At 55.3% G+C, this 24,965-nt stretch carries 21 protein-coding genes and 1 pseudogene; 9 read left to right on the forward strand and 13 right to left on the reverse strand.

From position 1 onward, the window contains the following. Positions 1-655: 655 nt before the first annotated feature. The 4 genes from BM300_RS12050 to BM300_RS12065 all read left to right on the forward strand — a co-directional run bounded on the left by BM300_RS12050 (position 656) and on the right by BM300_RS12065 (position 6,894). Positions 656-2,368, forward strand: a complete 1,713-nt coding sequence (locus BM300_RS12050) for an ATP-dependent nuclease (RefSeq protein WP_092462972.1) — start codon at positions 656-658, stop codon at positions 2,366-2,368. Then, positions 2,361-3,791: a UvrD-helicase domain-containing protein gene (locus BM300_RS12055; RefSeq protein ID WP_092462973.1), complete on the forward strand. Its 1,431-nt coding sequence runs from the start codon at positions 2,361-2,363 to the stop codon at positions 3,789-3,791. The genes BM300_RS12050 and BM300_RS12055 overlap by 8 nt, the downstream gene beginning before the upstream one ends. Positions 3,792-3,881: 90 nt before the next feature. Further along, complete coding sequence (locus BM300_RS12060; RefSeq protein ID WP_256575831.1) at positions 3,882-5,144, forward strand: YiiX/YebB-like N1pC/P60 family cysteine hydrolase; 1,263 nt, start codon at positions 3,882-3,884, stop codon at positions 5,142-5,144. A gap of 571 nt (positions 5,145-5,715) precedes the next feature. Then, positions 5,716-6,894 carry a hypothetical protein gene (locus BM300_RS12065; protein WP_092462976.1) on the forward strand — a complete coding sequence of 393 codons (1,179 nt, stop codon included), beginning with the start codon at positions 5,716-5,718 and terminating at the stop codon, positions 6,892-6,894. Between the two features lie 690 nt (positions 6,895-7,584). Here BM300_RS12065 and BM300_RS30205 read toward each other — a convergent pair. Then, entirely contained in the window at positions 7,585-8,424 is an 840-nt protein-coding gene (locus BM300_RS30205) for a hypothetical protein (RefSeq protein ID WP_139232357.1), read from the reverse strand. A gap of 594 nt (positions 8,425-9,018) precedes the next feature. On the opposite strand from BM300_RS30205, the gene BM300_RS30210 reads away from it, so the two are divergent. Continuing rightward, a complete protein-coding gene (locus BM300_RS30210; RefSeq protein ID WP_139232358.1) occupies positions 9,019-9,894 on the forward strand; it encodes a nucleoside 2-deoxyribosyltransferase in 876 nt (291 codons plus the stop codon). Further along, positions 9,894-10,427, forward strand: a complete 534-nt coding sequence (locus tag BM300_RS12070) for a restriction endonuclease (protein WP_092462978.1) — start codon at positions 9,894-9,896, stop codon at positions 10,425-10,427. Before BM300_RS30210 ends, BM300_RS12070 begins: the two co-directional genes overlap by 1 nt. A 652-nt stretch (positions 10,428-11,079) precedes the next feature. On the opposite strand, the gene BM300_RS12075 is transcribed toward BM300_RS12070, so the two are convergent. From BM300_RS12075 to BM300_RS12085, 3 genes are read right to left on the reverse strand one after another with little or no spacing between them, the layout of a single operon-like run. Continuing rightward, positions 11,080-12,813, reverse strand: coding sequence for a LeoA/HP0731 family dynamin-like GTPase (locus BM300_RS12075; protein ID WP_092462980.1), 1,734 nt, complete (start codon positions 12,811-12,813; stop codon positions 11,080-11,082). Next, positions 12,785-14,524: a hypothetical protein gene (locus tag BM300_RS12080; RefSeq protein ID WP_092224376.1), complete on the reverse strand. Its 1,740-nt coding sequence runs from the start codon at positions 14,522-14,524 to the stop codon at positions 12,785-12,787. The genes BM300_RS12075 and BM300_RS12080 overlap by 29 nt, the downstream gene beginning before the upstream one ends. Before the next feature lies 1 nt (position 14,525). Then, a complete protein-coding gene (locus BM300_RS12085; protein WP_063323019.1) occupies positions 14,526-15,320 on the reverse strand; it encodes a hypothetical protein in 795 nt (264 codons plus the stop codon). Positions 15,321-15,461: 141 nt separating this feature from the next. On the opposite strand from BM300_RS12085, the pseudogene BM300_RS30215 reads away from it, so the two are divergent. Continuing rightward, a pseudogene (locus BM300_RS30215) lies at positions 15,462-15,608 on the forward strand (WYL domain-containing protein); the annotation flags it as partial. A gap of 59 nt (positions 15,609-15,667) precedes the next feature. Here BM300_RS30215 and BM300_RS12090 read toward each other — a convergent pair. The 7 genes from BM300_RS12090 to BM300_RS12120 form a co-directional block, all read right to left on the reverse strand. Continuing rightward, complete coding sequence (locus BM300_RS12090) at positions 15,668-16,036, reverse strand: RidA family protein (RefSeq protein WP_092462982.1); 369 nt, start codon at positions 16,034-16,036, stop codon at positions 15,668-15,670. A 26-nt stretch (positions 16,037-16,062) separates the two neighbouring features. Further along, positions 16,063-17,295, reverse strand: coding sequence for a D-amino acid dehydrogenase (locus tag BM300_RS12095; RefSeq protein WP_092462983.1), 1,233 nt, complete (start codon positions 17,293-17,295; stop codon positions 16,063-16,065). Further along, positions 17,295-18,722 carry an amidase gene (locus BM300_RS12100; RefSeq protein ID WP_092462985.1) on the reverse strand — a complete coding sequence of 476 codons (1,428 nt, stop codon included), beginning with the start codon at positions 18,720-18,722 and terminating at the stop codon, positions 17,295-17,297. Before BM300_RS12100 ends, BM300_RS12095 begins: the two co-directional genes overlap by 1 nt. A gap of 4 nt (positions 18,723-18,726) precedes the next feature. Next, complete coding sequence (locus BM300_RS12105) at positions 18,727-19,410, reverse strand: amino acid ABC transporter permease (protein ID WP_063323023.1); 684 nt, start codon at positions 19,408-19,410, stop codon at positions 18,727-18,729. Then, positions 19,407-20,063, reverse strand: a complete 657-nt coding sequence (locus BM300_RS12110; RefSeq protein WP_092462987.1) for an amino acid ABC transporter permease — start codon at positions 20,061-20,063, stop codon at positions 19,407-19,409. The genes BM300_RS12105 and BM300_RS12110 overlap by 4 nt, the downstream gene beginning before the upstream one ends. Continuing rightward, positions 20,063-20,851: an amino acid ABC transporter ATP-binding protein gene (locus tag BM300_RS12115; RefSeq protein ID WP_092146180.1), complete on the reverse strand. Its 789-nt coding sequence runs from the start codon at positions 20,849-20,851 to the stop codon at positions 20,063-20,065. Before BM300_RS12115 ends, BM300_RS12110 begins: the two co-directional genes overlap by 1 nt. Before the next feature lie 75 nt (positions 20,852-20,926). Next, on the reverse strand, positions 20,927-21,796 hold the full coding sequence (locus tag BM300_RS12120; RefSeq protein ID WP_063323026.1) for a substrate-binding periplasmic protein: 870 nt from the start codon (positions 21,794-21,796) through the stop codon (positions 20,927-20,929). A gap of 98 nt (positions 21,797-21,894) precedes the next feature. On the opposite strand from BM300_RS12120, the gene BM300_RS12125 reads away from it, so the two are divergent. Further along, on the forward strand, positions 21,895-22,983 hold the full coding sequence (locus BM300_RS12125) for a GlxA family transcriptional regulator (RefSeq protein ID WP_092462989.1): 1,089 nt from the start codon (positions 21,895-21,897) through the stop codon (positions 22,981-22,983). Positions 22,984-23,013: 30 nt separating this feature from the next. On the opposite strand, the gene BM300_RS12130 is transcribed toward BM300_RS12125, so the two are convergent. After that, the gene (locus tag BM300_RS12130) at positions 23,014-23,952 is read right to left on the reverse strand and encodes an AraC family transcriptional regulator (RefSeq protein ID WP_092462991.1); all 939 of its coding nucleotides are present in this window, start codon (positions 23,950-23,952) and stop codon (positions 23,014-23,016) included. Positions 23,953-23,976: 24 nt separating this feature from the next. After that, positions 23,977-24,810, reverse strand: coding sequence for an oxidoreductase (locus tag BM300_RS12135; protein ID WP_092224453.1), 834 nt, complete (start codon positions 24,808-24,810; stop codon positions 23,977-23,979). A 28-nt stretch (positions 24,811-24,838) separates the two neighbouring features. Here BM300_RS12135 and BM300_RS31390 point away from each other — a divergent pair, with 28 nt between their 5' ends. After that, positions 24,839-24,964: a hypothetical protein gene (locus tag BM300_RS31390; RefSeq protein ID WP_256571999.1), complete on the forward strand. Its 126-nt coding sequence runs from the start codon at positions 24,839-24,841 to the stop codon at positions 24,962-24,964. Position 24,965 lies beyond the last annotated feature (1 nt).

Genomic DNA, 24,965 nt, shown 5'->3' on the forward strand with positions numbered 1-24,965 from the left:
TCGTTCCCTTGGTCAGTTGACGGGCCACTGTCGTGCATTCCAGTCCGCGTTTACTAATAATTGGCGAACCTGTTCACGTGTCGCTGGCTCGTCAGTTCCAATAGTGTACTCACAATTTGCGCATCGCCCCCAGGTGTCGCCAACAACCCACATAACTGGAGGACCGTCGGTGATCAACTGCATAATTGCGGAAGTAACAAAGGATGCTGATCATGTTCAGAAGGTAGTACCACCGAATTTTCCCTCTTAATCTGGCTTACAGAGCAGGCCTATTTTCTTGACCTCTCCTGGGGCAGCCTTGTATCCATCGGATGGCCGACCGCGACAACGAGCGGGCTCAGCTCTACACCCAAATCCAGACGCGAATAGATCAGCAGGCTGTGGTCAGGGAGCAGTAAAGGGCTAAGATGACTGCTGTTCGATTACAGAATTGAGGGTGATCAACATTCGATGTGATTCCTCTCCAGTAGGTATCCCTAAGCCTGCGGAATAATGCGATCTCCGACGGATTTGTTCGGCCAGTTCCCCGGCTCGCTGGATGTATCTATGATGGGTAAGGCGAATGGCCACTCCCGCTGCGCTCCTTGAGAGCCAGGTGAGGCGCTACAAACGGATTCCGCCTCACTCATAGATGACGTTCAGAGGATACCGGTCGGTGAAAATCAGAAAGATCGTGATCAAGAACTTTCGAGGGGTGAAAGCGCTTGATTGGAACGTGCCAACAGCCGACATTTTTTGCCTTATAGGCAAGGGCGACTCTTCAAAATCCACAATCCTGGAAGCCATCCGGTACACGTTCCATCCCCAGTGGAATCTGGCTCTCAGCGACTCAGATTTTTATCAATGCAAGATCGCTGATCCCATTGTCATAGAGATCACAATCGGGCATTTGACAGCGGACTTCTGTGCATTCAATAAGTACGGGCTTCACCTACGGGGCTGGGATGCGGCAGCTCAGAAGCTTCATGACGAGCCAGATGATCATTTTGAAAGCGTATTGACCGCCCGGCTTACCGTCGAAAAGGACCTGGAGCCGAAGTGGACAGTCGTGTGTGATCGCAATCCTGACGGAGTGCCGTTCAAACAGGCAGACAGAAACAAGGTCGGCGTGGGCCTAATCGGAGTATTTAGTGAACGAGAGCTTTCCTGGGCAAACGGAACTGCTCTTGCCAAGCTGACCGCGGCGCAGAGCTTGAGCGAGCTATTGGCCAATGTATCGCGGACCGCCAGAAGTTCGCTTGATGTTGATCGGGCTGTCACCCTGACAAATTTCGACACCGCAGCAACCAAATCGCAAGAGATTGCGAAACTGTTGGGTGTCCCGGTTCTTGACGCATACAAGGCACATCTCGACCTAGCTTCCATCAATCTGAAAATCGGCGGCCTGTCCCTGCATGACGGCGAAATCCCGTTGCGGCAGTTAGGTCTCGGGTCTCGCCGCATGCTTCAGTGCGGAATCCAGAAAGCAGGGCTGGAGGAAGGCCACATTACCTTGTTCGATGAGTTGGAGTTTGGCCTGGAGCCTCATCGAATTACCCGTCTCATCAAGCACATCAGAGAGGACAAGCGTGGGCAGTATTTTCTGACCACTCACTCGCCCATGGTGCTTCGCGAACTTACAGTGCAGGACCTTCATGTCGTCCACAGCAAGGGCGGTGTCGTGACGATTATTTCCGCTGCCAAAAAGGGTCTAGAGGAGCATGAGATTCAGGGGAAGATCCGCTCAAACGCTGAAGCATTCTTGTCGAAGAAGGTCATCGTGTGTGAGGGTGCGACCGAGGTCGGCTTTCTCAGAGGGTTTGACGATCATCAAGTTGAGAATGCGCGAGACCCATTTTCATACCACGGTGTGGCGCTCCTGGATGCTAGAGGTGCCGGAAATCTAAAGGGTATCGCAAAGGCTTTTCAGTCGCTGTGCTACGACGTGTCGGTACTCGCTGACGGCGATGCGGAAAAGCTTTTTTCACCTGCCGATGCGGCTAATCTTGCGGCTATCGGAGTTCCAACGTACCTATGGAGCGACCAACTTTCCCTCGAAGAGCGGGCGTTTCAGGATCTACCTTGGGCATATGTTCTAGCCAGTTTGAAGCTTGCCCAAAATGAACTCTCCTACCCTGTGTACGACCAAGTGCGGACCCAGTATCAGGAAGCGCTTCCCGAAGACCTGGGCGCGTGGCCAGATAGCCCTAAGCTGAGGGCTGCCATTGGTGCTGCAGCCAAGAACAAAAACGCGGGTTGGTTTAAGGACACGACCAGAGGCGACTTGTGGTTTAAGACAGTGTCCCCGGCGTTCAAGGATCCGGTGTTTGGAAAAACGAATCTCGCCTTGGAGTTGGGAAAACTTTGGGAGTGGGCAGAGCGTGTCTGATGATCTCGCAATCAAGCTCAACGACTGCATCACCAAAGGCTATGTGATCGCGCCTGCTGGGTTTGGAAAGACCCATCTCATTGCGATGGCGGTGCGAGCGTCCAGTGGCCGGCAGCTTATCCTGACGCACACTTTTGCCGGCGTGAACTCGATTAAAACCAAAATGGCGTACTTGGGCGTTCGTGCTTCCCAGTACCAGGTCGATACGATCGCTAGCTGGGCACTTCGAATCTGTCTGGCATACCCGAAGGCATCAGGGTGGAAAATTGAAAACCCGACCAGCAAACAGTGGAATAAATTGTACGAGTGCTGCTCCCGTTTGCTGGAGAAAAGGTTTATTCGCGATGCCGTGTCGGCCAGCTATATAGGTCTTTACGTCGACGAGTACCAGGACTGCTCGGACTTGCAACATGACTTGGTCTGTAGCCTGGCAGAATTTCTTCCAAGTCGACTCTTGGGCGATCCCCTGCAAGCCATATTCGATTTTGACGACGGCAAGCCCGTTGATTGGGAAGCCAGCATCTACCCCGAATTTGTTTGTTTGGGACAGCTGGAGGTCCCTTGGCGGTGGATCAACGCGAAGAGTCCTGCCCTTGGCGAGTGGCTAAAAGAGGCAAGGCGAAAGATTGAGCTCGGCCAAAAGATTGACCTTCTGGCCAAACTGCCACCGAGCGTAATTAGTGTTCACACTCAGCCCGAGTATCTAGCCGCTAAACAGTACTCAGCGCTCTGTGGGCTGTTGAACCATAATGAGAGCGTCATCGCCCTGCACGGTGGCGATCAGCAGTCCAAGAACAAAACGCATCTCTTGGCGAAATCCATGGCCGGACGCTTTTCGTCAATCGAGGAAATCGAAGGGAAAGATCTGCACTTATTCCTCAAAAAGCTTGGGGCTGTAAAAAGCGCTCAGGATGGCTTTCTGCTCGCCGTGACGTTTGCGATGAAATGCTTCACAGGTGTACCTGGCACGCTAACGGCAGGCACAAGACGAGGCGAGGTGACCAAGCTTCGCCAAACTACCAAATATCCGCCGGTACTCCAGGCGGCGAATGACTATTTGTCTGACCCGTCGAGCAGCTATCTCAAGGCATTCTTTCAAACCTTGAAGAGCAACCCTGAAACTTCAGCCTATCGCCGTGACTTACTCTATCGTTTCTTGAGCGTGCTCAAGATTCATGTTGATGGCCAAGCCGCGACGCTCGTGGAGGCCGGTATTCTTTACCAGCGCGAGATGAGGCATTCGGGTCGGCCGATCAACCATCGTAAGCTGATTGGAACTACATTGCTGGTCAAGGGCCTTGAGTATGACCATGCCGTCATTCTTGATGCCGGCTCGCTTGATGCGAAGGATTTGTACGTCGCGATGACCCGAGGAGCGAAATCTCTCACCTTCATCGGGACAGCTCGGCATCTGCCTGCTTGAATGCCTATTCAGTTTTGGACATCTCAGATCGCTCACCAATATCCATCGTTCAGTATCTGCACAGGAGCAATATTCAATATGGAATGTGAGATGAATGAATTGGAACTGAGGCCTCGGGTGTTCGTCTCCGCCCTCATCCAGCTCGGCGATATTGTACTGACAACCACGCCCGAACCCATGAGCAAAACGATCCGTAAAGCCATCGGCGCGGACATCTCTCACGCTATGATTTGTGTGGGGAAGTCGAGTGTGATCGATTCTACTGGTGACGGTGTTCATGCACGCAATCTCGAGCGGCTGATACTTGAGCCAGGCTGTGCAGGACACGTTCTTCGGCCGGTTGTGCCCCTGACTACTGACCAACTGCACTCTGTTATCACCTTCGCCAGAGCTGCGGTTGGTACTCGATACACCAAGATCGGCGCCGCCAAGAGCGTGTTGGCTGGTTTTGTGGCTGGTCGGCGGCAGTTCTGCTCGCGATTGATCGCGCAGGCTTATCATAGGGCCGGTGCAAACCTAGTGCCGGATGCTGACTTTTGCCATCCAGGGCAGTTACTGAATAGCACCGCGCTTTTTGAAGTTCCTAATGTGCTGAGAGATCTCAATGCAGAAGAAGAGGCTCGCTGGCATGAAGATATTGACCACGTTCAGGCTATGCGGGATTCAACCAATGCCTTGCTTCAGGAAGCCCGAACGCTGTCCTCTGAGATTGAATCACTCAACGACATTGATGCATACCTAGTGGACCATCAGGAGGCAGATGATCACCTAGTACAAGCTCTGAGCAATTCAAGGTATCTGGAACTATGGAAGGATGAGTTTGAAAGGAATGCTTGGCAGTATCACGTCGCCCTCATGGAGGGATCCGAAAGCTGTGCGGAGTACAAGCAGAGATACTGTGAAGAGCTGCTGGCAAGCGAGACGTTAGGGCAAAACCGTTTTGTCCTGAACCATGCGGGCTACGTGACGGTGAACGCATTGCATCCGCGCCAATATTTCGCTCTGAAGATAGAGCTGTACGAGCTTTTGACACAGCTACATGCTCGTCGCATTAGGGCGGCAACTACTTGGCTTGAGCGTAAGGGGCTGCTTGAGCCGGAGCCTCGCACTCTGCTTCGTCCGCACACGCCGGAATGGTTCGCTTCGCTGCGCGAGTGGGACCCAAAGCAAGCTGCGATGACGGAAGCGGCCATCCGGGTAGCCGGAAGTTTAGATGTGTGCACTGTCTGTGCAGACGAACCAGTCTTCGATTATGTCCTCTTGAGCCTTCCACCGGCTGGACCTGGGACGTGTCGACTTTGCGATGACTGCTTTCATATCCGCTCCATTGACGAACCAATGAAGCCTTTCTAGCCGCAATCCCCCGACGGCAACGAAAAAACCAGTTGATGTGAGCTATTTTCGGCTTTTGACCGAGGGGTGGAATGGTAGCGTAACGTACTAAATAGTCCGGAGCGGCTCTCGATTCGAGCAGGGTAAGACGATTATCAGTACGGGATGGGTAACTGCACCCAACCTGGCCACGCGTTGGCAATGCACTTGCCCACTCATTTGAATTCGACTTGATCAGTCGTTTGCATCGGACTCCAGCCCGCCGCACGCCAAGGTAACCACTCTGTGCGGTCGCTGCTTTAGCGTTGCCACCTGGTCTTAACCAAACGGCTTTACGGCCTCAATCAAGTCGTTGCGACTGCCCATGTTCGACATGCCGAATGAGTGTTTTCAGTCGTGATGCCGCACGCAGTGACCGTCCGCGCTCACGCGGTTGCCCGGGGGCAGGGGGTCGGCAAAGCGCTCATTCAGGCAGCTATAGAAAGAAGTCATGCTCTGGGCTCTCAGTCAGACAAAGTGCTGATAACCTACAGCGCCACCATTGGGCCATTGTTGGCGCCAACGTTCTCACACCATGGATGGAAACACAGCCATGAATACACTGCTCACAGCAGCTTCGGACCAAACCCGTGGTATTACGCCACCAAGCACATGGCAAGAATTCCAGAGTTTCTGCGTGGACGCTTTTCCGTTAGTGCAACACAAATACAGCATAGGTCGTCGCCTGACTGTCAATTACTGGGTGTCGTCGGGATACGGGAAAAACGGTGACACCCAGAACGGCGTGGACATTTTCGACCATTTTTCACCCGCGACGATGCAATGCAAGCGGGTCGAAAAATTCAATCTGGCACATCTTCAAAAAGAGCTTCGAGCCTTGAAAGGCTACCACGCGCCTCTAAGTGCGCATTTCATAGTCACGTCACTCGAGGAAACAAACCAACAGGTGAGCAAATTCGTGACACAGCACAATTCTGCCTTAGAGGATGATGAGCATCCCGGACAGGTGCCTCCCATGCTGCCCGCGGTACGACTCCCAAAGCTGTATTTGCTGAACTGGCCGGAGATCAGAGCGATTCTGTGTACCGATTTATTCTTGGCATGGAAGTGGGGTTTTCACTTGGCCCACCCGCAATACCACAACTTAAACGGGGTAGATCTCAAGACCGTGATCGGCGCCGCCAGCACCTTAGGGTGTTCGTTGCCACCGGGTGGGGGCGGAAAATCTCCCAGAGTCCTGGATGCGATCAATGTTCTTACTCAATCGTTGGATGCCATCGCTATTGCCTCGCTGGGCGAAACAGAGAAAGTTGCTTCCTCAACAATCTATGGAATGAGGGAGTTTCTCGAACTCATGGGTCAAACGCGGGACATGGCGCGAGCGGTCAGACCCTCGTTAGCACAGTGCGAGAGTTTGGATGGTGTCAGCAAGCGCAACGGACTTAAAGCGCTCAACCACATCGTAACTTTTCAGGCGCGTATTGAAGCGTACAAATACCTGAACCGACTCGAGGGCATGATCGAACGCCTGGTACGTAAACTCGATCATGAGCATTTTTTTTCATACGGGCAGAAAGAATTCCACTATGAGGAAATGTCCGTCTGGGATACGGACGAGAGTACCCGATACTACAATTTTTCCGACAGCAACACGGAAACACCGCCTTGGTACATTCCAGGGCAGCGGCTATTGCAAGATGCACGGTTCATTGCAAGTCAGATCCGCAAGGTCAGGGTGAACATACCGCCACCAAGATTTGATTTTGATTGAAAGCCCTTCCGTGTTCATTTCCATTTTCGCTTTGGATGACGTTTACTTCTGGCCCCAAGTAAGAGCCCGCCTCGATATGGGTTTCTCCTACTGGCGTATGGATCGGCAGCAAGGCCCACGGTATCGGAATGTGTTTGGGTTTTCAGAGGAAGCATCAAGGCAAGGGGCAGCATTGAACCGACTAGACGCAAGCTGGGTAATCGCACTCCACTTGCCCACTCATTTGCATTCGACTTGACCAGTCGTTTGCACTGGATTTGACTAGCAAACTGGGTGGCCGTGACCGGCAGAAGTTGGCCGATTGCAGACCTTCGTGAGAGGCAGCAGTCGGCCGATTGTGTTGAAAAAGTCGGTTTTCCAAAACACTCGAATATTGATGGATGAAAACACCTCTGTTGCACGCCGCTACGTTAAATCCGAGTCCTGAACCTTTTGCCAAAAATTCAGATTTCAATCTCAGGCGCGTACTTTTCTGGCGTGGAATTTGAAGCCAACTTTTTCAACAGAATCGGCCAAGTGCAGACATTCACAACCGTTAGTCCAGCAACCAATCATCGTTTGAACTTAAAATAAAAACCCGTTGGAACAAGCCCGACGGGATACTTTATAAAAAATCTCACAAACTGTTCGACTTGCCGGCGATATAGTGTTCTTCATCGAAGACTATACTATTCTCTGTGCCGTCTAGCTTTAGGATGGAGTGAACTCGGCTGCAGGAGTTAGAATAGGTACAGTGGCAGGAGGTGGCGGTGCAGTAGGGGCCGAGGGAGTTTCAATAATGGTGGTTTTATCGTCGGAACTGATTATAGATGTTTTCGAGCTATCAAGCACAGACTTATTTACTACGCCGACATTGTAAATTGAGTTGCCGAAAACCCCAATCCATATCGTCTGCGCACCTACCGAACTACTGTTGTAGGTTGAGCCATTGAAACCGAAACCAGTACCTTTAACATCAGAGCCATTTGATACTTTCGAGTATCTTGAGGTGGTTACAGAAATGATATTTGCAGACTGAATCCAAATGACTTTTTTATAATTTCCAGGGCCGAAATTTTTTAAAATACAAGCTTTGATGCCGTCTATTCCAGGAAAGCCGTTTCCGTCCTCCGTTCCGGCGGTGCTAATAGAGGCAGTAGCCGATATAGATGCTTTAACCTCATCAATATAATCGGCACTTGATGGGGCCGATATGAAAGGAGTCGTAAAGCTAAGATTGTAGTTTTTGGTTATTATTGAATGGTATGCTGGTGACGGGTCAGTTACTGCTTTTACTTGTACGGCGGTACCCTTGGCCAAGCATTGGTTTGGTAACAGATTTTCAGTTTTGCATAGTCCGGTTTCCTCGTCCGCTAAACATATGGAACCTGGGACTTTATTTAGCCCCTCTGACAACAGACCATTATTAGACTCTATTATTGTTCTCGCACTGAAGTTTGAGGGTAGATCCGGAACCACATCAGTCCTATTTGGTAGTTGGCAAGCCGACAAGGAAGCTCCGATTGCCATAATTATTAATTGCTTGATCATCTCAATATCGCCTTATGTATTGAATTGTAATTGCTCGCGCGTAGAAACTAAATTTTCGCAGCTTAAAATCTGCCTGATACTCTAAGGCTAATGTGACATGGCGCAAGGCTAGTATTGGTTTTAGATTTTGTCCAATCAGAAGTGATGCTTTTGCACGACACTTTGCGATTGGCAATTTCTCCGTGCGAGAAGGGCCGCATCGTTGTACCTATGAGAGTCTGCTATGGGTCGATTTCTGCCTGTGGTCACCGACGCAATTCGACCCAAAACCGCCCTTCGTGAAGGGCGGAGATCGGCCATGAGCAGACAGTCAATGAATTACTGCTCTCGATCGGCCTTTGGTAAACGCTGCTGATGAAAAAGAAACGCCTCGCCCTATTCTATCTAGTCATATTCTGGATCAGGCGCAAGGTTGCACATCTCAATGGCGATCGTACAGGGCGTACTTGAATCACAGTCTGAACTTTAGTCAATAACGAGTAATCGGTCGGGGGGAGGAGGCAAAGGTCTCTTGTTTTTCTATTTTCTTAAGGATATGGTTTGTGCTAGGCGGTGCTAGCGCTGAGCCATATTCAATATACCTACGGTAATGTCATGTCTGATATCTCGAAATCAAGTTCTAAGCGATGCTATATCTCCGCTCCATTCGGGCTTGAACTTGATGTTCTTCCTATGCTGCTTGCAGAGCGAGATGTATTTTGGGAGTGGGCCAAGGACGAGTCCTATGAGGGCAGAGATGCTACTGATAGAATTGCGGCAGCCGATTTTGTGGTGGTTATTCTAAACGGTACTAGTGCTGATTATCGGGGTGCATTTGAAACCGGAGTGGCAGCCGGACTTGGCAAACCAGTTTTTCTTATCCAGACCAAAGCTCGCACAATCCCAATTGATTACAGTCGATTCACAATTGTTAAGGCCAGCCTATCCAATAGTGAAGCTCTAAAATTTCATCTAGACCTATTTTTGGCATCGCCACCCGTGCCATCAGTGAGCACTGGCACCAAACGCTCGAAGAACGACACGTCTTCTCGGCTGGCCAAGGTACGCCAGCCAGTACGCCCTTTCGATTCTCTTGTTGAAAAGAGAGTATTTGATGCTGTGATCGCAGCGGGTGGAAGTGCGATTTCCCAGCCTCAGTCAACTCCAGGCGCGAAATTTCGCCCTGATTTACTTGCGTGGCTTGGGAATTTAGACCCTGAACTGCTGGATCCGGTGGTGATTGAAGTTAAGGGGGATGTTAGTTTAGAAAATGCTCTCCTACTTAATCAGCGACTATGGGACTTTATACAGTCAGCACGCCTAGAGCTAGCCTTGGTTGTTACTACTTCGATTCCGCCCCGACCCGAACAGCAACTTTCACCAAATGTGCTTTGGCTAACGATTCAAGATTTTGAGCATCTAGTTAGTTCCGGGCAGCTTGGCGAATATATAAGAAAAACTCGAAATCGTATCGTACATGGAGTGCGATAATGGCTTTAATCGACCATATATATATAGCTGATAAGCTTGTGGCTGGCGACGCGGGAAATACTGCGGAGAAGGGTGCAGCTTTAGAAGAAGTTGTCGCGGAAACGCTATGTCAACTTGAAGGAGTCGGGGTGATAAAGAGAAATATTCTCGATAATGCTGGCTCGCTTGAGATCGATATACTTTTATACAACCATCGTCTGCGAGATGGCTTGCCTTTTCTTCCAACTCATCTAATCATTGAGTGTAAGAACTGGCAGGCACCTGTAAACTCTGCAACGTTAACTGTCTTTACAGGAAAGCTCAGAAAATTCCGCGTAGACTTTGGTATTTTGGTCGCTGCAAATGGAATAACCGGCGATGCGCAAGATCGCACAGCAGCTCATGCCCATCTTCGAAGCGTGTATGACCGCGATGGTTTAGCAGTAATTGTAATCACTCGCGCAGAAATTGAGGCTTTACGTGATACTGAAGACTTAGGTCTGTTGATGCGCGAGAAATATGGTGACTGTATCATGGGCGCAGACCAATTCTAGGTCATAGTCAGGTTAGCGGAACTCGATGAGAGACCGCTTAACCCATCACTTTTATCGCCTACGGTTTCGTAGACTGCGAATGCCCCTTATTGGCCGGTTTCTGCCAGTCCCCTCCTTCAGCCTCTTATCAAGCGTAACCTGTGTCCCGACAGCGACTGGAAGATCACGCCTGATCATAGATGAGAAGCAAGGGTATAAAATCGATTAAAAGCGACGGGCCAGAGCATGGCTATCTCGTGAGGTATTCCAATTGGTATTCCAATCAAAATAAAAAAAGAAAGTTAACGATAATAATCAATAAGATAGAATATGAATTCAGATTACCCCGGCCTCATCTAAAGACGTCCACGGACGTCTTTTTTTGTGCCTGAAATCCAGTGAAATCAAGGGTTTTAGAGCTACTGGGCTGGTTACTCGGCGTTGGTGCCGGCAGTGGCCATAGTATTTTTTCCGCGGGTTCCTTGGGGGAATGAGCGCGGGTTCAGGCCGTGAAGATGTACACCAGATACCGTTAGGCCACTTTGCGGCCCTTCGCGGGCGAACCTGCTCCTACAGGTACTGCGCAATCTTGTAGGAGCAGGTTTGCTCGCGAAGGTCTGCAGGGCAGCCCAATTTGGCTCAACTGACTGGCACTACTCCTTGCCGAGCTTCTTCATGCATTTGCCTCAAGCCGCGCAGGCGATGATGTCAGGGCATTCAGCTTGGCTTTCACGGTTTGCAGCTTGGCTTGGTTGGCACTGATAAAGCGCGAGCGCTCTTCTACCGTCTCGACAATCTTCTCAAACGCCTTGAGCTGCGGTGCGAAGAAGTCCAACAGCTTTTCGTCGTCAGCAATGATGTCGTAGATATCCTTGAAGGCGCTTTTGATCATCTCGGCAATCGACTCCTTGGCGCTCTTCAACTCCTGTTCCAGTTCATGCGCTTTATAGGCGTTGAGCAGGTCCGAGGTAAGTGTGATTGCAGCACCTGCAGGGCCTGCCCACTTTGAAATGGCGCCGGCGATTTTGGTCGCTTGCCAAGGCTTGAATTTGATCGCCACGCCAGTCACTGCGCTGAGCGCATCGCGGGCTGCAAACACCGCCCCCTTGATGATGTCTGGGCTCAGGTTGGCAATGCCCTTGGCAGCCCCGCCCATCGACTTCAATGCACTGTCACCCATGGCATTGAGGAAGCTCTCGCTGGAGTTGAGCTGGCGGCCAATATCCTGAGAGATGCGGCTGGTTACTTTGGAAGACTGGTCGAAGGAGCGGTCAATTGCGCCCTTGATTTTCAGGTTCAACTTGAAGCCTACGCCATCTTCGGTGTAACCCAGCTCGTCCTCGAGGAATTCACGAATGTTTTCCAAGCCAAGCGGACGTAACTTGCCCAGCATGCCTTTCTCAAGGTTCTGAAGTTCTTCGAACAGCTCACCGGCCAGGCGTTTGACTTCACGACGACCCGATTCAATGTCTTGGGTGATACGTGCCGATTCTTCGGCATTCTGCTCGGCAAAAGCCTTGAGCCGCTCCAACTGTTCTTCGGCGCGCACCACATGCTGGCCGACGAGATCTCGCACTACATCCATGCCCGTCTTTGCAATCAGCACCGCAGGCACATTGTGCCGCAACACTTGCGTGGTCATGGCTTTGAGATCGTTGATGCGCGAGCGGCTTTCATAGTGCTCTGGCTTGCCAAACCAGAACGGCAGGCCGCGTCCATTCGGGTTGGAGGCCAGGCAGACGATATTCACCTTGGCCAGTTCATCCGGGCTCAGGTTGGCTGCACGCTGCAGTTTGCCTTTGAGGTTGTCCTTCTTGATCGTGGCCTGAGCATCGAACAGTACTTGCTCAGTGAGGTCAGTCACTTCGTCCATCTTGTTGATCACGAAAATGGTCGAGGACAGCTTGTTCAAGTCCCGCAGCACCCACTTGACGATGTCGTTGTGGCTTTCCTTGAGTGGGTTGGTAGCGTCCACGACATACAGAATCAGGTGCGCCTCGGAAATGTAGCGTTTGGTCAGATCTTCATACATGACCTGCTCGCCGTCGACACTTTTTTCCTTGTCGCCGAACAGGCCGGGGGTGTCGACGATTTCGCACTTCTCCGGCAGCCCCTCTGGAGAATAAATGGCCAAGCGATCAGAGGACTCGTCCATGTTGATGTTCATGTCGGCCATGATCTTGCCCAGCCAAGCGGCAATAACGCTTGTCTTGCCGTCGGAGAAGGCACCCAGCAAGGCGATGCGCAGCACATCGGACTCAACGGCTTGTACTGCCGAGTCGATCTTTTGCAACTCGCTACCGACGTCGGCGCCCATCTCACCCAACTCGTCGAGCACCGCACGCAGTTGCTCCAGCCCCTTGAGCGCTGCCTGCTTCTCAACGTTGAACTGATTGAATTGTTCCATACGGCATGTTCTCCAACTGCTCTTTAATAAGGGTCATCAGCGCGATCTGCTGTTCGATGACGGCCAGAGGGCGCTTGAGCGACTCCTCAAGCTGCTGCACGCGGGGCAATACGGTTTCGTCAATGTGCTTGCGAACAGGGGTAAACAGCGTTTTGCGTTCTTCCTTCAAGGCGTTACGGGCTTCGGTGCATGCGTCATCGATCTTCTCCTGAACTTGCCCCTGCGCTTTGCGAATGCGTTTTTCCTTGCTGGTAAAGATGCTCAACACACTCACAAAGATGCCCACCACAGCACCAGCAACGGCGCCGATCAGGTTGCCGATCACCGGAAACGCGGTGCCGATGCCTGCCCCAGCCAATGCGTAGGAGCCTATGTTGAAGGCCATCCACCCGTAGTCACCCAGTTCGAAGCCAAGGTCCAAGTCAGGTGTTTTGTAGTTGATATTCAGGGATTCGGCGTCATAGAGAAGCTGCTCGAACTCTACCCGTGCAACGTCTTCCATCAGGCGCTGGACGGCTTGATGCAGGTCCTGCCCCAAATCATTTAGGTAGGCTTCGAACTGCTCCTGGAGTTTCTCCTTGAGCTCATTCTGCCCACGCTTGAAAGCACGATTGATCTGGCTGGAAATAACGTCGTTTTCACCGAAGTTCTTTTCGACGATATCGTCGGCATCTTCCTTGAGGTCGTTGAAAAGGCTATCCCAAAGATTCCGCCGTCCCGCAACGACCAGCCGTTCGAATCGCTCCCGGGCCGCCTTGATCGCTTCGCGGCACTTCTCGAATTCCGGCTCAGTCCTGGCAACGAAGGCTTCATGGGTTGCGTGCAACGCTTGCAAGGTCGAAATATTCTCAACCAGCAATTCGTACACCTTGGTCTTGTTGCTTTCGATCATGTCCTCTCGGAACGTCGCGAGCTTGGTATGCAGCACCTTGGCGACGGACTTGATCTGGCTGAATTCATACATCTCTTTCGACGAGGCGAAGTGCTTCTGATAATTGCGCTGCTGAATCACCAGGTCCTGGCTACGGGCGGGGTCGATTGTGGTACGCCCAGTTTGCGCATCGCTCGCCAACGACGAAAATGCCAGCAGGCCCTGCACGTAGTGGCCTGTCTGTAAAACTTTGCTGCCCAGTACCGAACGCAGTACGTCCTCGGTCTGTTGCAACGCGGCGGTGGAGTTGCCGTGCGCAGTCAGTGACTCGCGGTCTTCCTCGAACTCGTAGGCGTCGGCATTGCCACGCACGTTGACCAAGGGGCACACCTGAGTCCCCAAACGTAGATAAGAACGAATTTTCTCCGCGGTGGCTTTCTCAGGCTTTTTATTGGTGCCGTTTACATAGAAAACGAGATGCGCCTTGGCTACGGCCTCGCGGACCATATGCGCATACTTGGCCTCGTCACCCTCAATACCAGGCACGTCGATCAACTGAAAGCGTTTGCCCTTGTAGTTCAGGGGGTAGAGCGTATTGCCCTTGGTGAAATCGGCTTCACCCGTGCCGATGATCGAGCCGTCTACACGATGTGCCTGGGCCTTCTTATGTTCATAAGCCAACAGATCGTCGTGCAGCCCTTTGAACTGCTGATTGAGCAGGCCATCCAGTGCAGGAGAGCGCGTCTCAATGCGTTGGAGAACCGGCGTGTCATCGGGGGAGACAGGCGAAGGGGTCGAGACGGCCTCATCGAACAACTCATCAAGTTCGTGCTGGGACATTTCAGGCTCCTGCCAACTTCAGTACCGCCACCGCAGCACCAGCGCCGATCAGCACTCCACCGATGGCGAACATCGACAGCCGGGCCTTGAGGCTCGATATCGCGTGCGCTCGCGCAATGTCCAGACGCTGTGAGGCTTCCTGTTGCTCCAGTGCCAGGCGAGCGCTGGACTCCTGTTCGGCGAGGGTGCGCTTGGCCTCCGCTTCTGCCTCAACTACTTGTTGGCGATGCGCGGCTTCCTGCTGCTGCAACTCTAGCCGTGCCTGAGTTTCTTGCTGGGCAAGCCGCACTCTAGCATCGGCTTCAGCTTGAACAATCGCATTTCGCTCCTGGGCTTCGCGCTGAACGATTTGCGTCAGCTGGGCTGTGCTTTGGCGAATGCTGACCACTTCACCCGTGTACTCGCTGTACAAGGCGTGCAAGCCTTCGCGCACATGTTCGAGGCGAGCGGTAAGGGCTTGCGAGAACTGCTCCAGGTCATCGGCATGCTGTTGCAGCAGTGCCTCGCGGGATTCTTCCTTGAACAGGATGCGCAGTGATTCGATGATTGTGCTCTTGCCAGCGTTGGTCTCACCGAAAAACGCCAGGGTGAACGTGTCCCACTCGGCGTGGGTTTTCAACTGTTCCAGTTCGCTGTCGAACCGCCCCCGAATGTCACGCAGTTTTTCGGTGATGTTACCGATTTCACGCTTGCCATCTTTGTGCTCGACGTTAAGCGCGAGAATGTCTTCCATGGCGCTGCCAATACTGTCCGAGACATCGGTATAGAGGCGGTTGAGATCTTCAGTGGCGTTCATTGCGCGTCCTTGTAATGAAGTAATGTCAGGCAGGATTTTGTTTGCCAATAAACGCAATCAACTGGAGCCCTGAACATGCGGGGTAGCCGAGGCTATGGTAAACGCTCAAGCATTAATGGCATATAGCCATAATGTTGATATGCCCTGCACATCGACGGGCTGGCACTGGCTTATGCGCATACCAGGGTGCTGGAAGTGCCTGATCGGCCGATTCGGCCCGAGGTGCTGTGCCCTTTGCTTAAGGCCTGCCGCGAAAGCCTGCGTCTGGAAACCGAATACGTATCAGTCACTTAGCAATTATCGCAAGTGCCTTTTTTGCGCCTGAAAGGAAAGCCTCAGCCCCGCCTTCACCCCCCCGAAGCAGGTTTCCCAGCCACAACCATGATCTCCACCAGCACCTCAGGCCGCGCCAGACGTGCCTGAACAGTGGCCCGTGCCGGAGCACTATCAGTTGGCAACCAGGCGTCCCACACCGAATTCATCAGCGCGAAATCACGATCAATGTCTTTGAGCCAGATCTGTGCGCTCACAAGCTGGCCCTTGTCGCTGCCCGCCAGCGACAACAAGGCTTCTATCTTGGCCAGCACCTGCTGCGTCTGCTCTTCGATGCCAACCTGTAGATCAGTGGGCACCTGGCCGGAGAGGTAAAGCAGATCGCCATAACTGACCACACCGGACATCCGCGCGTTGCTCTGAAAACGTTGAATCGTTGCCATCGGGTTTATTCCATGAATTGAGGAAGTTAAAGCGCCGTGCCTCCGATCAATCGGACCAGACGTTGGGCGCTGCCAAATGCCAAGGTCATGCCCAGGGCACCCTGGCCGCAATTGACGTACAGGTTGTCACAACCACTGACTGCCAGAATCGGCCGTCCGGTGGGGGTCGCCGGACGCCAACCGGTCCAGGGCTGGCAATCATCGGCGTTACATTCCAGACCGAACAATGCTTGCGTCGAGGCTTTCAGTTGCTCGATACGCTTAACGGGAATCGACGCATCCAGCCCACACAGCTCGACCATCCCAGCAACGCGCAAGCGATCACCGATCCGGGCGAACACTGTTTTACGCCGCATGTCCGTCACGCTGACCGTCGGTGCATTCATCGAATCAGTGATCGGCAACGTAATGCTGTATCCCTTGAGCGGGTAGACCGGCATGCGCACACCGAACGCAGATAACAACCCCGCGCTGTAAGCGCCAGCCGCCAGCACGACCGCTTGCGTCCCTAAAAGACCAGGGCCTTCGATGGCATGGTGAATCTCCAACGCGGTGATGCGCCCGCGTTCACGTCGGAAAGCGGCAACCTCACTGTCGAACAGAAAACGCACCCCCTGCGTGCTCAACAACCTCGCAAGCTCCTGACAAAGCTTGCGCCCATCGACCGCGCATTCGCTGTCGGTATGGATCGCACCGTGAAACGCCTTCTTATAGCCCTCAAGTGCAGGCTCGATCGACAAGGCTTCGGCGGGGCTGACGATTTTTTGTTGCCTGGCGCCTTGGGCGGCCTGGAATTTCAGCTGATCGCCGGCCTTGCGCAGGCTTTCAGCATCGGGGTACAGAACCAGTTTGCCGGTACGGGCGAAATCGCATTGCACCTTTTCCTGACTGATGAAGGCGTCCAGCGCCAGCCGACTTTCATGCGCCAGTTCCAGCAACTCGACAGTCGTCTGGCGCGAAACGGACGTACGGCAGGCCGCGAGAAACTCCACACACCAGCGCCATTGTTCCAAGCTCCATTGCGGCGAAAACTTCAGCGGGCCGTTGCGCGCCAACAGCATTTTCGGAATGCCCGGCAACAGGGAGGGATCAGCCAGCGGTTGCACATAGCTGTAGCTCAATTGCGCCCCATTGGCGGCACTGGCCCCCATGCCGGCCTCCCCCGCACGATCGATAACGGTGACGGTATGGCCGGCCTTGTGTAGAAACCAGGCACTGCTCAAGCCAACGATTCCAGCGCCGACGACACAGATTTCCATTACGCCACCACCCTGTCCGACAGGTCCCAACCCACAGGTCGCCGTTGGTGCCAATCACTGACTTGCTGATAGGCATGGGCGATCCGCAGCACCAACGGCTCGGCGAAGGCACGTCCGACAATTTGCATCGAGACCGGCATGCGTTGCTCGTCGAAGCCCACCGGCAGCGCCACTGAACAGAGATTGAGCAGGTTGGCGAAACGGCCGAGCAAGGCCAGCGGCGTACCGTACTCATCGACCTGATTCAACGGCACACTGCCAATGGCGTTGGTTGGAAACGCACAGGCATCGACCTGGGACATGGCTTCGTCCATGGCTTGACGGGCAGCACGTCGCTGGTTGTGCAAATGGATGTAAGCCGCCGCGTCGATGGCGCGCCCGCTCAGCACCCGACGCTGCACATGAGGATCGAAGCGCAGATCGTCGCGCTCGAACAAACTGCCAAGACTGGCGTAGCCTTCGGCGCTCATAAGGCCACCGGCAACCTGCATGCACTGCTCCAGCGAAGTCGGTAGCGGCTGCTCGACCAGATGCATGCCCAGTGCGGCCAATTGCTCAAGCCCCTGGTCGTAGGCTGCCAATACGCCAGGTGCGATGTGTTCGCGTTCGGTCTGTGGCAGCACCCAGATACGCAGACCGGCCACCGGAAGATTCAAACCTGCTGCGGCGCTGAACACTGGCGACTTGGCCGAGACCGGATCCAGCGGGTCCGGCCCCAGCAGCGCATCAAGCATCCACGCGGCGTCTTCGACGGTGTGCGTAATCGGCCCTACCGAATCCAGCGATGGGCACAATTCAATCAAACCGTGGCGGCTGACCAACCCACGCGTGGTTTTCAGGCCAACCAGACCACACATGCCTGCGGGAATCCGCACCGAGCCGCCGGTGTCGGTGCCCAACGCCGCGCTTGCCAACCCGCCGGCCACGGCCACCGCTGAACCACTGCTCGAACCCCCTGGTGCACGATGTACTTCATGGTCCCATGGGTTCCACGGCGTGCCCATCACGGCATTTGTGCCCCACCCTCCGAAAGCGAATTCGACGGTGTGGGTCTTGCCCATGATGATCGCCCCGGCGCGCTCCAACCGCTGGACTGCCGTGGCGGTGAGCCGAGAGATGCGCGGCGTCTGTGCCAGCGAACCACCGGTTATGGCCTTGCCGTCGATTTCGAACAAATCCTTGATCGCAATTGGAATGCCGTGCAACGGCCCCAGGTGGACACCGGCGGCCCGCTGCCGATCGGCCGCGATGGCGGCACCGAGCGCGCGCTGGGGATAGGCCTCGACATAAGCATTGAGTTGACCGTTGAAGCGCTCGATCCGCTCCAATTGCGCGCCAACCAGGGACTCGCTCGTGAGCGTTCCGGACTCCAGCGCTTGCCGCAACTGGCCAATGCTCTGAGAAGCGGTTCGATCCATGATGTTCATGTGTTCAACCTCGAATGGTTTTGCGCCCGCGAGAAAATCGTGCTTCCAGCGCTCGCGACAACAGAGAAAGAGGGAAAGCGATGACGAAATAGAACAACCCCACCAGCAGGAAAATATGCATCGGCAAAAAGGATTCGGACGCGATGGCGCGGGCCGCCAGCATCAACTCATCGGTGGCGATCAAGGCGCACAGGGAGCTGTCCTTCAGAATCGACACGTAGGCATTGAGCAACGGCGGCAACATGCCGCGAATGGCTTGTGGAAAGATCACGGCGGTGAAGGCTTGCAATGGCGTCAGGCCGGTGGCGATGGCCGCCTCACGTTGGCCGCGATGCAAGGAGTCCAGTCCGCCGCGCAGGATTTCCGCGACGTAGGCCGAGCCCTGCAAGCCCAGGCCGATGGCCCCGGCCCAATAACCCGACAACGTCAGCCCGAGGCTGGGCAGGGTGAAATACAGCGCCAGCAGCAACGCCAGGAGCGGCACCGCACGCATCCCCTGAATGAAGAACACCGCCGCATGCTTGAGCCAGACGCTGTGGCTCTTCATCGCCCAGGCCAGTAACGCGCCCAACATCGCCGCCAGGGCGAAGCCTGTCAGGGACAGTTCGGCGCTGACCCGGGCGCCGAGTAGCAGGCGAGCACTCCAGTCGCTCCAGTATTCCGGGTATTGCTGGAAAAAACTGATCATCGCGCCGCCCCCAGATGACGTTCAAGTCGGATGAACCCCACGCCAATAGGCAGGATCATCGCCGCATAGATGCACATCACCGCCAGATAAATCAGCGAGGTCTGGAACGTGGAGGTCACAAGATTGCGGGCAAGGAACATGATTTCCGGCACGGCGATGGCCGAGGCGATGGACGTGTCCTTGATCAGTTGCGTGACGTAGTTGGCATACGCCGGCAACGCAATGCGCAGGGCCTGGGGCAAGAGGATGTAGCGCAGAATCTGCATACGGTGCAGGCCGATGGCCTGCCCGGATTCATGCTGGCCAACGTGCAGCGACTGCAAGCCGGCTCGGAAAGTATCGGCCAGCACTGCGCTGCCTACCAGGCTCAAACCGACGATGGCCGCCAGCCACGCGGGCAGATTGATTCCCAGATAGGACAGCCCAAAGTAGATCAGAAACAGGTGCGCCAGCGCCGGCACATTGCGCATCCATTCAATGAAACAGGCGATGGCGCCGTGTACCAGTCGCGATCGGCTGAACGTCAGTAAAACCGCCAGCACCAGACCGCCCACGCTCGCCAGCACTAAGGTGCAGAGGGCGATTTCCAATGCGCTCATTGCGCCTTTGAGGAGCAAGGGCAACAACCCGAGGAAAGCTTCCAGGTTCGCCATCAAGCGCTCTCCACAGCCATGCGCCCAAGAAAACTGCGGGTACGTTCGTGACAAGGGTTATCGATCACTTGCCTCGACGGCCCCTGTTCGACAATGCGCCCGCCGTCCATGAAGATCACCCGATCCGCCACATCGCGGGCAAACCTCACTTCATGGGTGACCATGATCATGCTGCGGCCCTCTTCCGCCAGCTCGCGAATCACGGCCAACACTTCGCCCACCAGCTCGGGATCCAACGCCGAAGTCGGTTCGTCGAACAGAATCACTTTTGGTTGCTGGGCCAAGGCGCGGGCGATGGCGACCCGCTGTTGCTGCCCCCCCGACAATTGCTCGGGATAAGACTCGGCCTTGTGCCGCAGATGGACTTTTTCCAGCATCGCGTCGGCCAACTCATACGCCTGCTTGCGCGGCATCCCCTGGGCCTTGATGGGGCCGAGTGCGACGTTGTCGCGAACGTTCAAGTGCGGCCACAGATAGAACAACTGGAACACCATGGCGATCTCGCGGCGCTGTGGCGCCATTTCCCGGTCGCTCATCAGCCGCGAACGCTGGCCATCCCTGACCTGACCGATCAACTCGTCTCCCAACCAGATCTCGCCACTGGTGGGCTTTTCCAGGTAATTGATGCAGCGCAGGCAGGTGGACTTTCCAGATCCGCTTGGGCCAATCAGTGACAGGGTTTCACCGGGTTTCAACTCCAGGCTGATGCCCTTGAGCACCTCCAGAGCGCCATAGTTCTTGTGGAGTTCGTGCACACGCAGCAACGCCGCACCGGATGGGTTCGACATGTTGGCTCACCTCTTATTGTTGTAGGCCTGGCGATGAGTCGTGCCGGTGTCTGGACCCGCCCCATCGCCTCACACTTACTTGCAGCCGGGTAGTGTCCAGTCCGCTGGACGATCGACGCCCAGGCGCAGGTCCTTGCCTTCGGGCATGAACCAGACATCCTGAGTCAGGCCGTAGCGAGCGCCGATCTTGCGCATCTCACAGTTTTTCCAGAGCGTCTGAATCTGTGCGTTGACCGCCGTCACCAGTTCCGGGCTGGCCTTGTTGAAGCCGAACACCACCTGGCCCAAGCCAGTCAGCAGTGGGAAATTCGGATCGTTGTCGACAAAGGCGTTGAAATGCAGGTGCCATTGCTCATTGCGGGAAATGGCGTATTGCATGACCGGTGGATCGCCGATCACCGCATCGATGCGTCCGGCGAGCAGATCGCGAACGGCCGCATCGGATGTGTCATAAAGGGCGACTTGCAGGCCATCGATCTTGCGCATCTCAGGGATGAACGAAAAGCCGGTGATGGTGCCGACTTTCTTGCCTTGCAAATCCTTGAGGCTGTTCCAGTTGGTCTTGTCCGTCTGGGTAATACCGTTCTTGAAGTAGTGAATAGGATCGCTCAAGGTCATGATTTTCGAGCGTTGCTCGGTCCAGCCCATGGTGCCTGCCATGACATCCACTCGCTTGGACTGCACCGATGCGATCGTCCCAGACCACTCCATTAATGCCGGTTTGACCTTAAGGCCCAGTTTTTCAGAAATTTGTTGAAGGATTTCACCGTCATAGCCGACCATCCGACTATCTTGATACCCTGTTCCTGGCATATCACCACTGAAGGCGATGGTCAGGCTTCCCGGCTCTACTGTCTCCAATGCGAACACCGGTGCCGCAGCCAGCACGGACACCAGAAACCCGGCACAAATACCGGAAAAACGCTTAACTTTGGACGTCTTCATCGGATGCTCCTCGATAGTTTTCAGGGTGGCAGCGGAACGTTTCGCATGGGCCCATCGTAGTGGGAGCGGCGGTATAACCAGTTGGATGCTTTGCACGAATGATTGAACATTTGCGACATTCTGGCGGCGCAGAGAATGCGCCCCCTCAGGAAAGCCTCGTGGACGGGCTCGATCATGGGCAGGCGCGTCATCCCCCCATGCGCCGCGGCACCGCCGAGTTGTCTATTGGCATCATGTTGTGGCCACGCTTCCCCTTGCTGTCACTGTCGGGGCTGACCGATGCGCTGCGGCATGCCGCCGATACGGGTGATCAAAGCCGCCCCATACGCTGCCAATGGAAAGTACTCGGCACGCCCGGGCAAAGAGTCATTTCCAGTAGCGGCTTGGACGTACCGATCGACAGCGAGCTCACTGACCCGGAACGTTTCGACTACATCGTGGTGATTGGTGGATTGCTCGATTTCATCGAGGCGGTGCCGAAAACCTATCCCGCGTTTCTCCACCAGGCCGCCGCCGCACAAGTGCCGTTGATCGGCCTGTGCACCGGCAGCTTCGTGCTCGCGCGACATGGCCTGATGGAGGGGCGAACGGCGTGTGTCCACGCCTATCATGGCGACGACTGGAAGCACCGGTTTCCCACGTTGCGCTTTGTCATCAACAGAGACTTTCTGATCGACCGGGACCGGATTACCTGCGCTGGCGGTGTTTCAGTTATCGAGTTAGCGCTTCATCTGATCGGCATGCATTGCGGGCCGGATCGTGCCGGCAAGGTTGTGCATCAGATGACGGTGGCAAAGAACACGTCCAACAGTTTCGTCGACCGACGCAAGGCTCTCGGATACGCCAGTTCATCCAATCGTCGGCTACATGAAGCCGTGATGTTGATGGAAAAACACATGGCCCACCCCCTCGATGTCGAGGCCATTGCGCATCTGCTCGGCACCAGCAAACGACAGTTGGAACGCCTGTTCGTCGCTGAAACCAACAGCAGCCCAGCCCAGTTCTACCGCCAGGTCCGACTCAGGTTTGGCAGATGGCTGCTGGTGAGTTCCGATCGCCAGATTGGCGAGATCGCCTTTGAATGTGGTTTCGCGGATGCACCGCATTTTATTCGGCACTTCCAGAGCATGTTTGGCCTCTCCCCGGGAAAGTTACGCAAAGCCTTGATGCAACAAGAAGGGAAGTAACGCCGCACGGCTTCAACCGTGTCGTCAGCGCTAATGCGACGACACATAAATGGACGGCGTGGCAGGCGCCGGCAATGCATAGGTCGCCTTCATCCACTCCACCTCAGCCTGGGGCGTTCGCCCAAACAGGCGCTTGAACTCGCGGCCAAATTGCGAGGCGCTTTCGTAGCCCACGCTGAACGCCGCCGTCGAGGCGTTCATGGCGTTGCGCAGCATCAACAGTCGCGCCTGGTGCAACCGCGTCGACTTCAGGTATTGCATGGGCGAGGCGTCCGTCACGCTGCGAAAGTGCACGTGGAAGCTGGGCACGCTCATGTTGGCTTCGCGGGCGAGCGCCTCGACATCCAGGCGCTCCTGATAGCTGCTGTGAATCTTGCGGATCGCGCGGGTGATCTGGCCGAAGTGGCCCTGGCGACCCAGCGCCGCGCGCATCGAGCCGCCCTGTTCGCCGGTGAGGATGCGGTAGTAGATTTCCCGCACCAGCGACGGTCCGAGAATGGCCGCGTCACCCGGCGTACTCATGGCTTCCAGAAAGCGCAGCGTCGAGGTGTACAACCCATCATCCATGGGCGAGGCGTACATGCCCTTGGGCGGGGCATCGCTCGGGCCGAGCGCTTCGTCTACCTGCAGTATCAACTCGCTTGCCAGTTGCAGGTCCAGGCGCATATACACCGCCAGCATGGGCTCCGCTTTGCTGGCGTCGGTTTCCATGGTGAACGGCACGGGAACGGACACCACCAGATAATGCCGGGCATCGTAGACGTAGAGGTCATTCCCCAGGTAGCCGCGCTTGCGCCCTTGGCACAGGATCACGATACCGGGGTCATACAGGACCGGCGTGCGGCTCAATGGCCGGTTCGAGCGCAGGAAACGTACGTCCTCCAGGGCGCTGAGGTTGTAGCCTTCCACCGGCGCCAGCCGCTCCATCAACGCCACCATGCGTGCGGTATGCGGATCAGCCTGGGTCATCCAATTCTCCTTTCCACGGGTCGCTCAGCCGTCGGTCGAACAGGTCAGCGCTTCCCATTGATCGATCTCGCTGGCGGCCCGACTGAGCTTATCGCGCACCAGGCTCAATGCATCGCTGCCCAGCAACAGATGGGCGGGCGGCGTCGGGCTGGCGATCACCTGCAACATCGCCCGCGCCGCCTTGTGCGGGTCGCCAAGTTGCTTGCCGCTTTTTTCCTGGCGCGCCTGGCGAACCGGGTCAAAGCTGGCGTCATAGTCGGCAATGCTGCGCGGGGTGCGCTGCATCGAGCGACCGGCCCAGTCCGTTCGAAACGAACCGGGCGCGACGGCCGTCACGAAGATATTGAACGGTCGCAGCTCCTTGCTCAGGGTATCGGAGATCCCTTCCAGGGCGAACTTGCTCCCGCAGTAGTACGCAATGCCCGGCATCGTGATGGTGCCCCCCATCGACGTGATGTTAAGGATATGCCCGGCGCGGCGCCGGCGGAAATAGGGCACGAAGGCCTTGGTCACCGCCACTGCGCCAAACACGTTGACGTCGAACTGGCGCCGCAGCTCTTCCAGCGGCGATTCTTCGAAAATGCCCTCGTGGCCGTAGCCGGCATTGTTGACCAGCACGTCGACCGGGCCGTGGGCGGCTTGCGTGGCGGCGACCACGCTGTCGATTCGAGCGAAGTCGGTGACATCCAAAAGAACACCGTGGGCCCGGTCGGCAGACAATTGCTCGAAGGCCCGCAAGGCCGCCTCGCTGCGCACGGTGCCGATGACCCGGTGGCCAGCCGCCAGCGCTTCCTTGGCCAGGGCGTTGCCGAAACCACTGCTCACGCCGGTGATGAAGAGGGTTTTTATGCGGTGCATGGCGAACTCCTGTCGGTAGGTGTGCGCCATGGTAGCCACCAGCCTGCGGGCCACCTATGCCGGTTTGCCTCGCAGCCTTGCCTATTCCTATCAGGCAAAGAACACCGTGGCGAACGCCAGGGTCGGCAAATTTGCCCTGGGGTCCCGGGCCTGAA

It is taken from the genome of Pseudomonas sp. NFACC46-3 (assembly GCF_900114515.1).
In the GTDB taxonomy this organism is placed as follows: Bacteria; Pseudomonadota; Gammaproteobacteria; order Pseudomonadales; family Pseudomonadaceae; genus Aquipseudomonas; species Aquipseudomonas fluorescens_Q.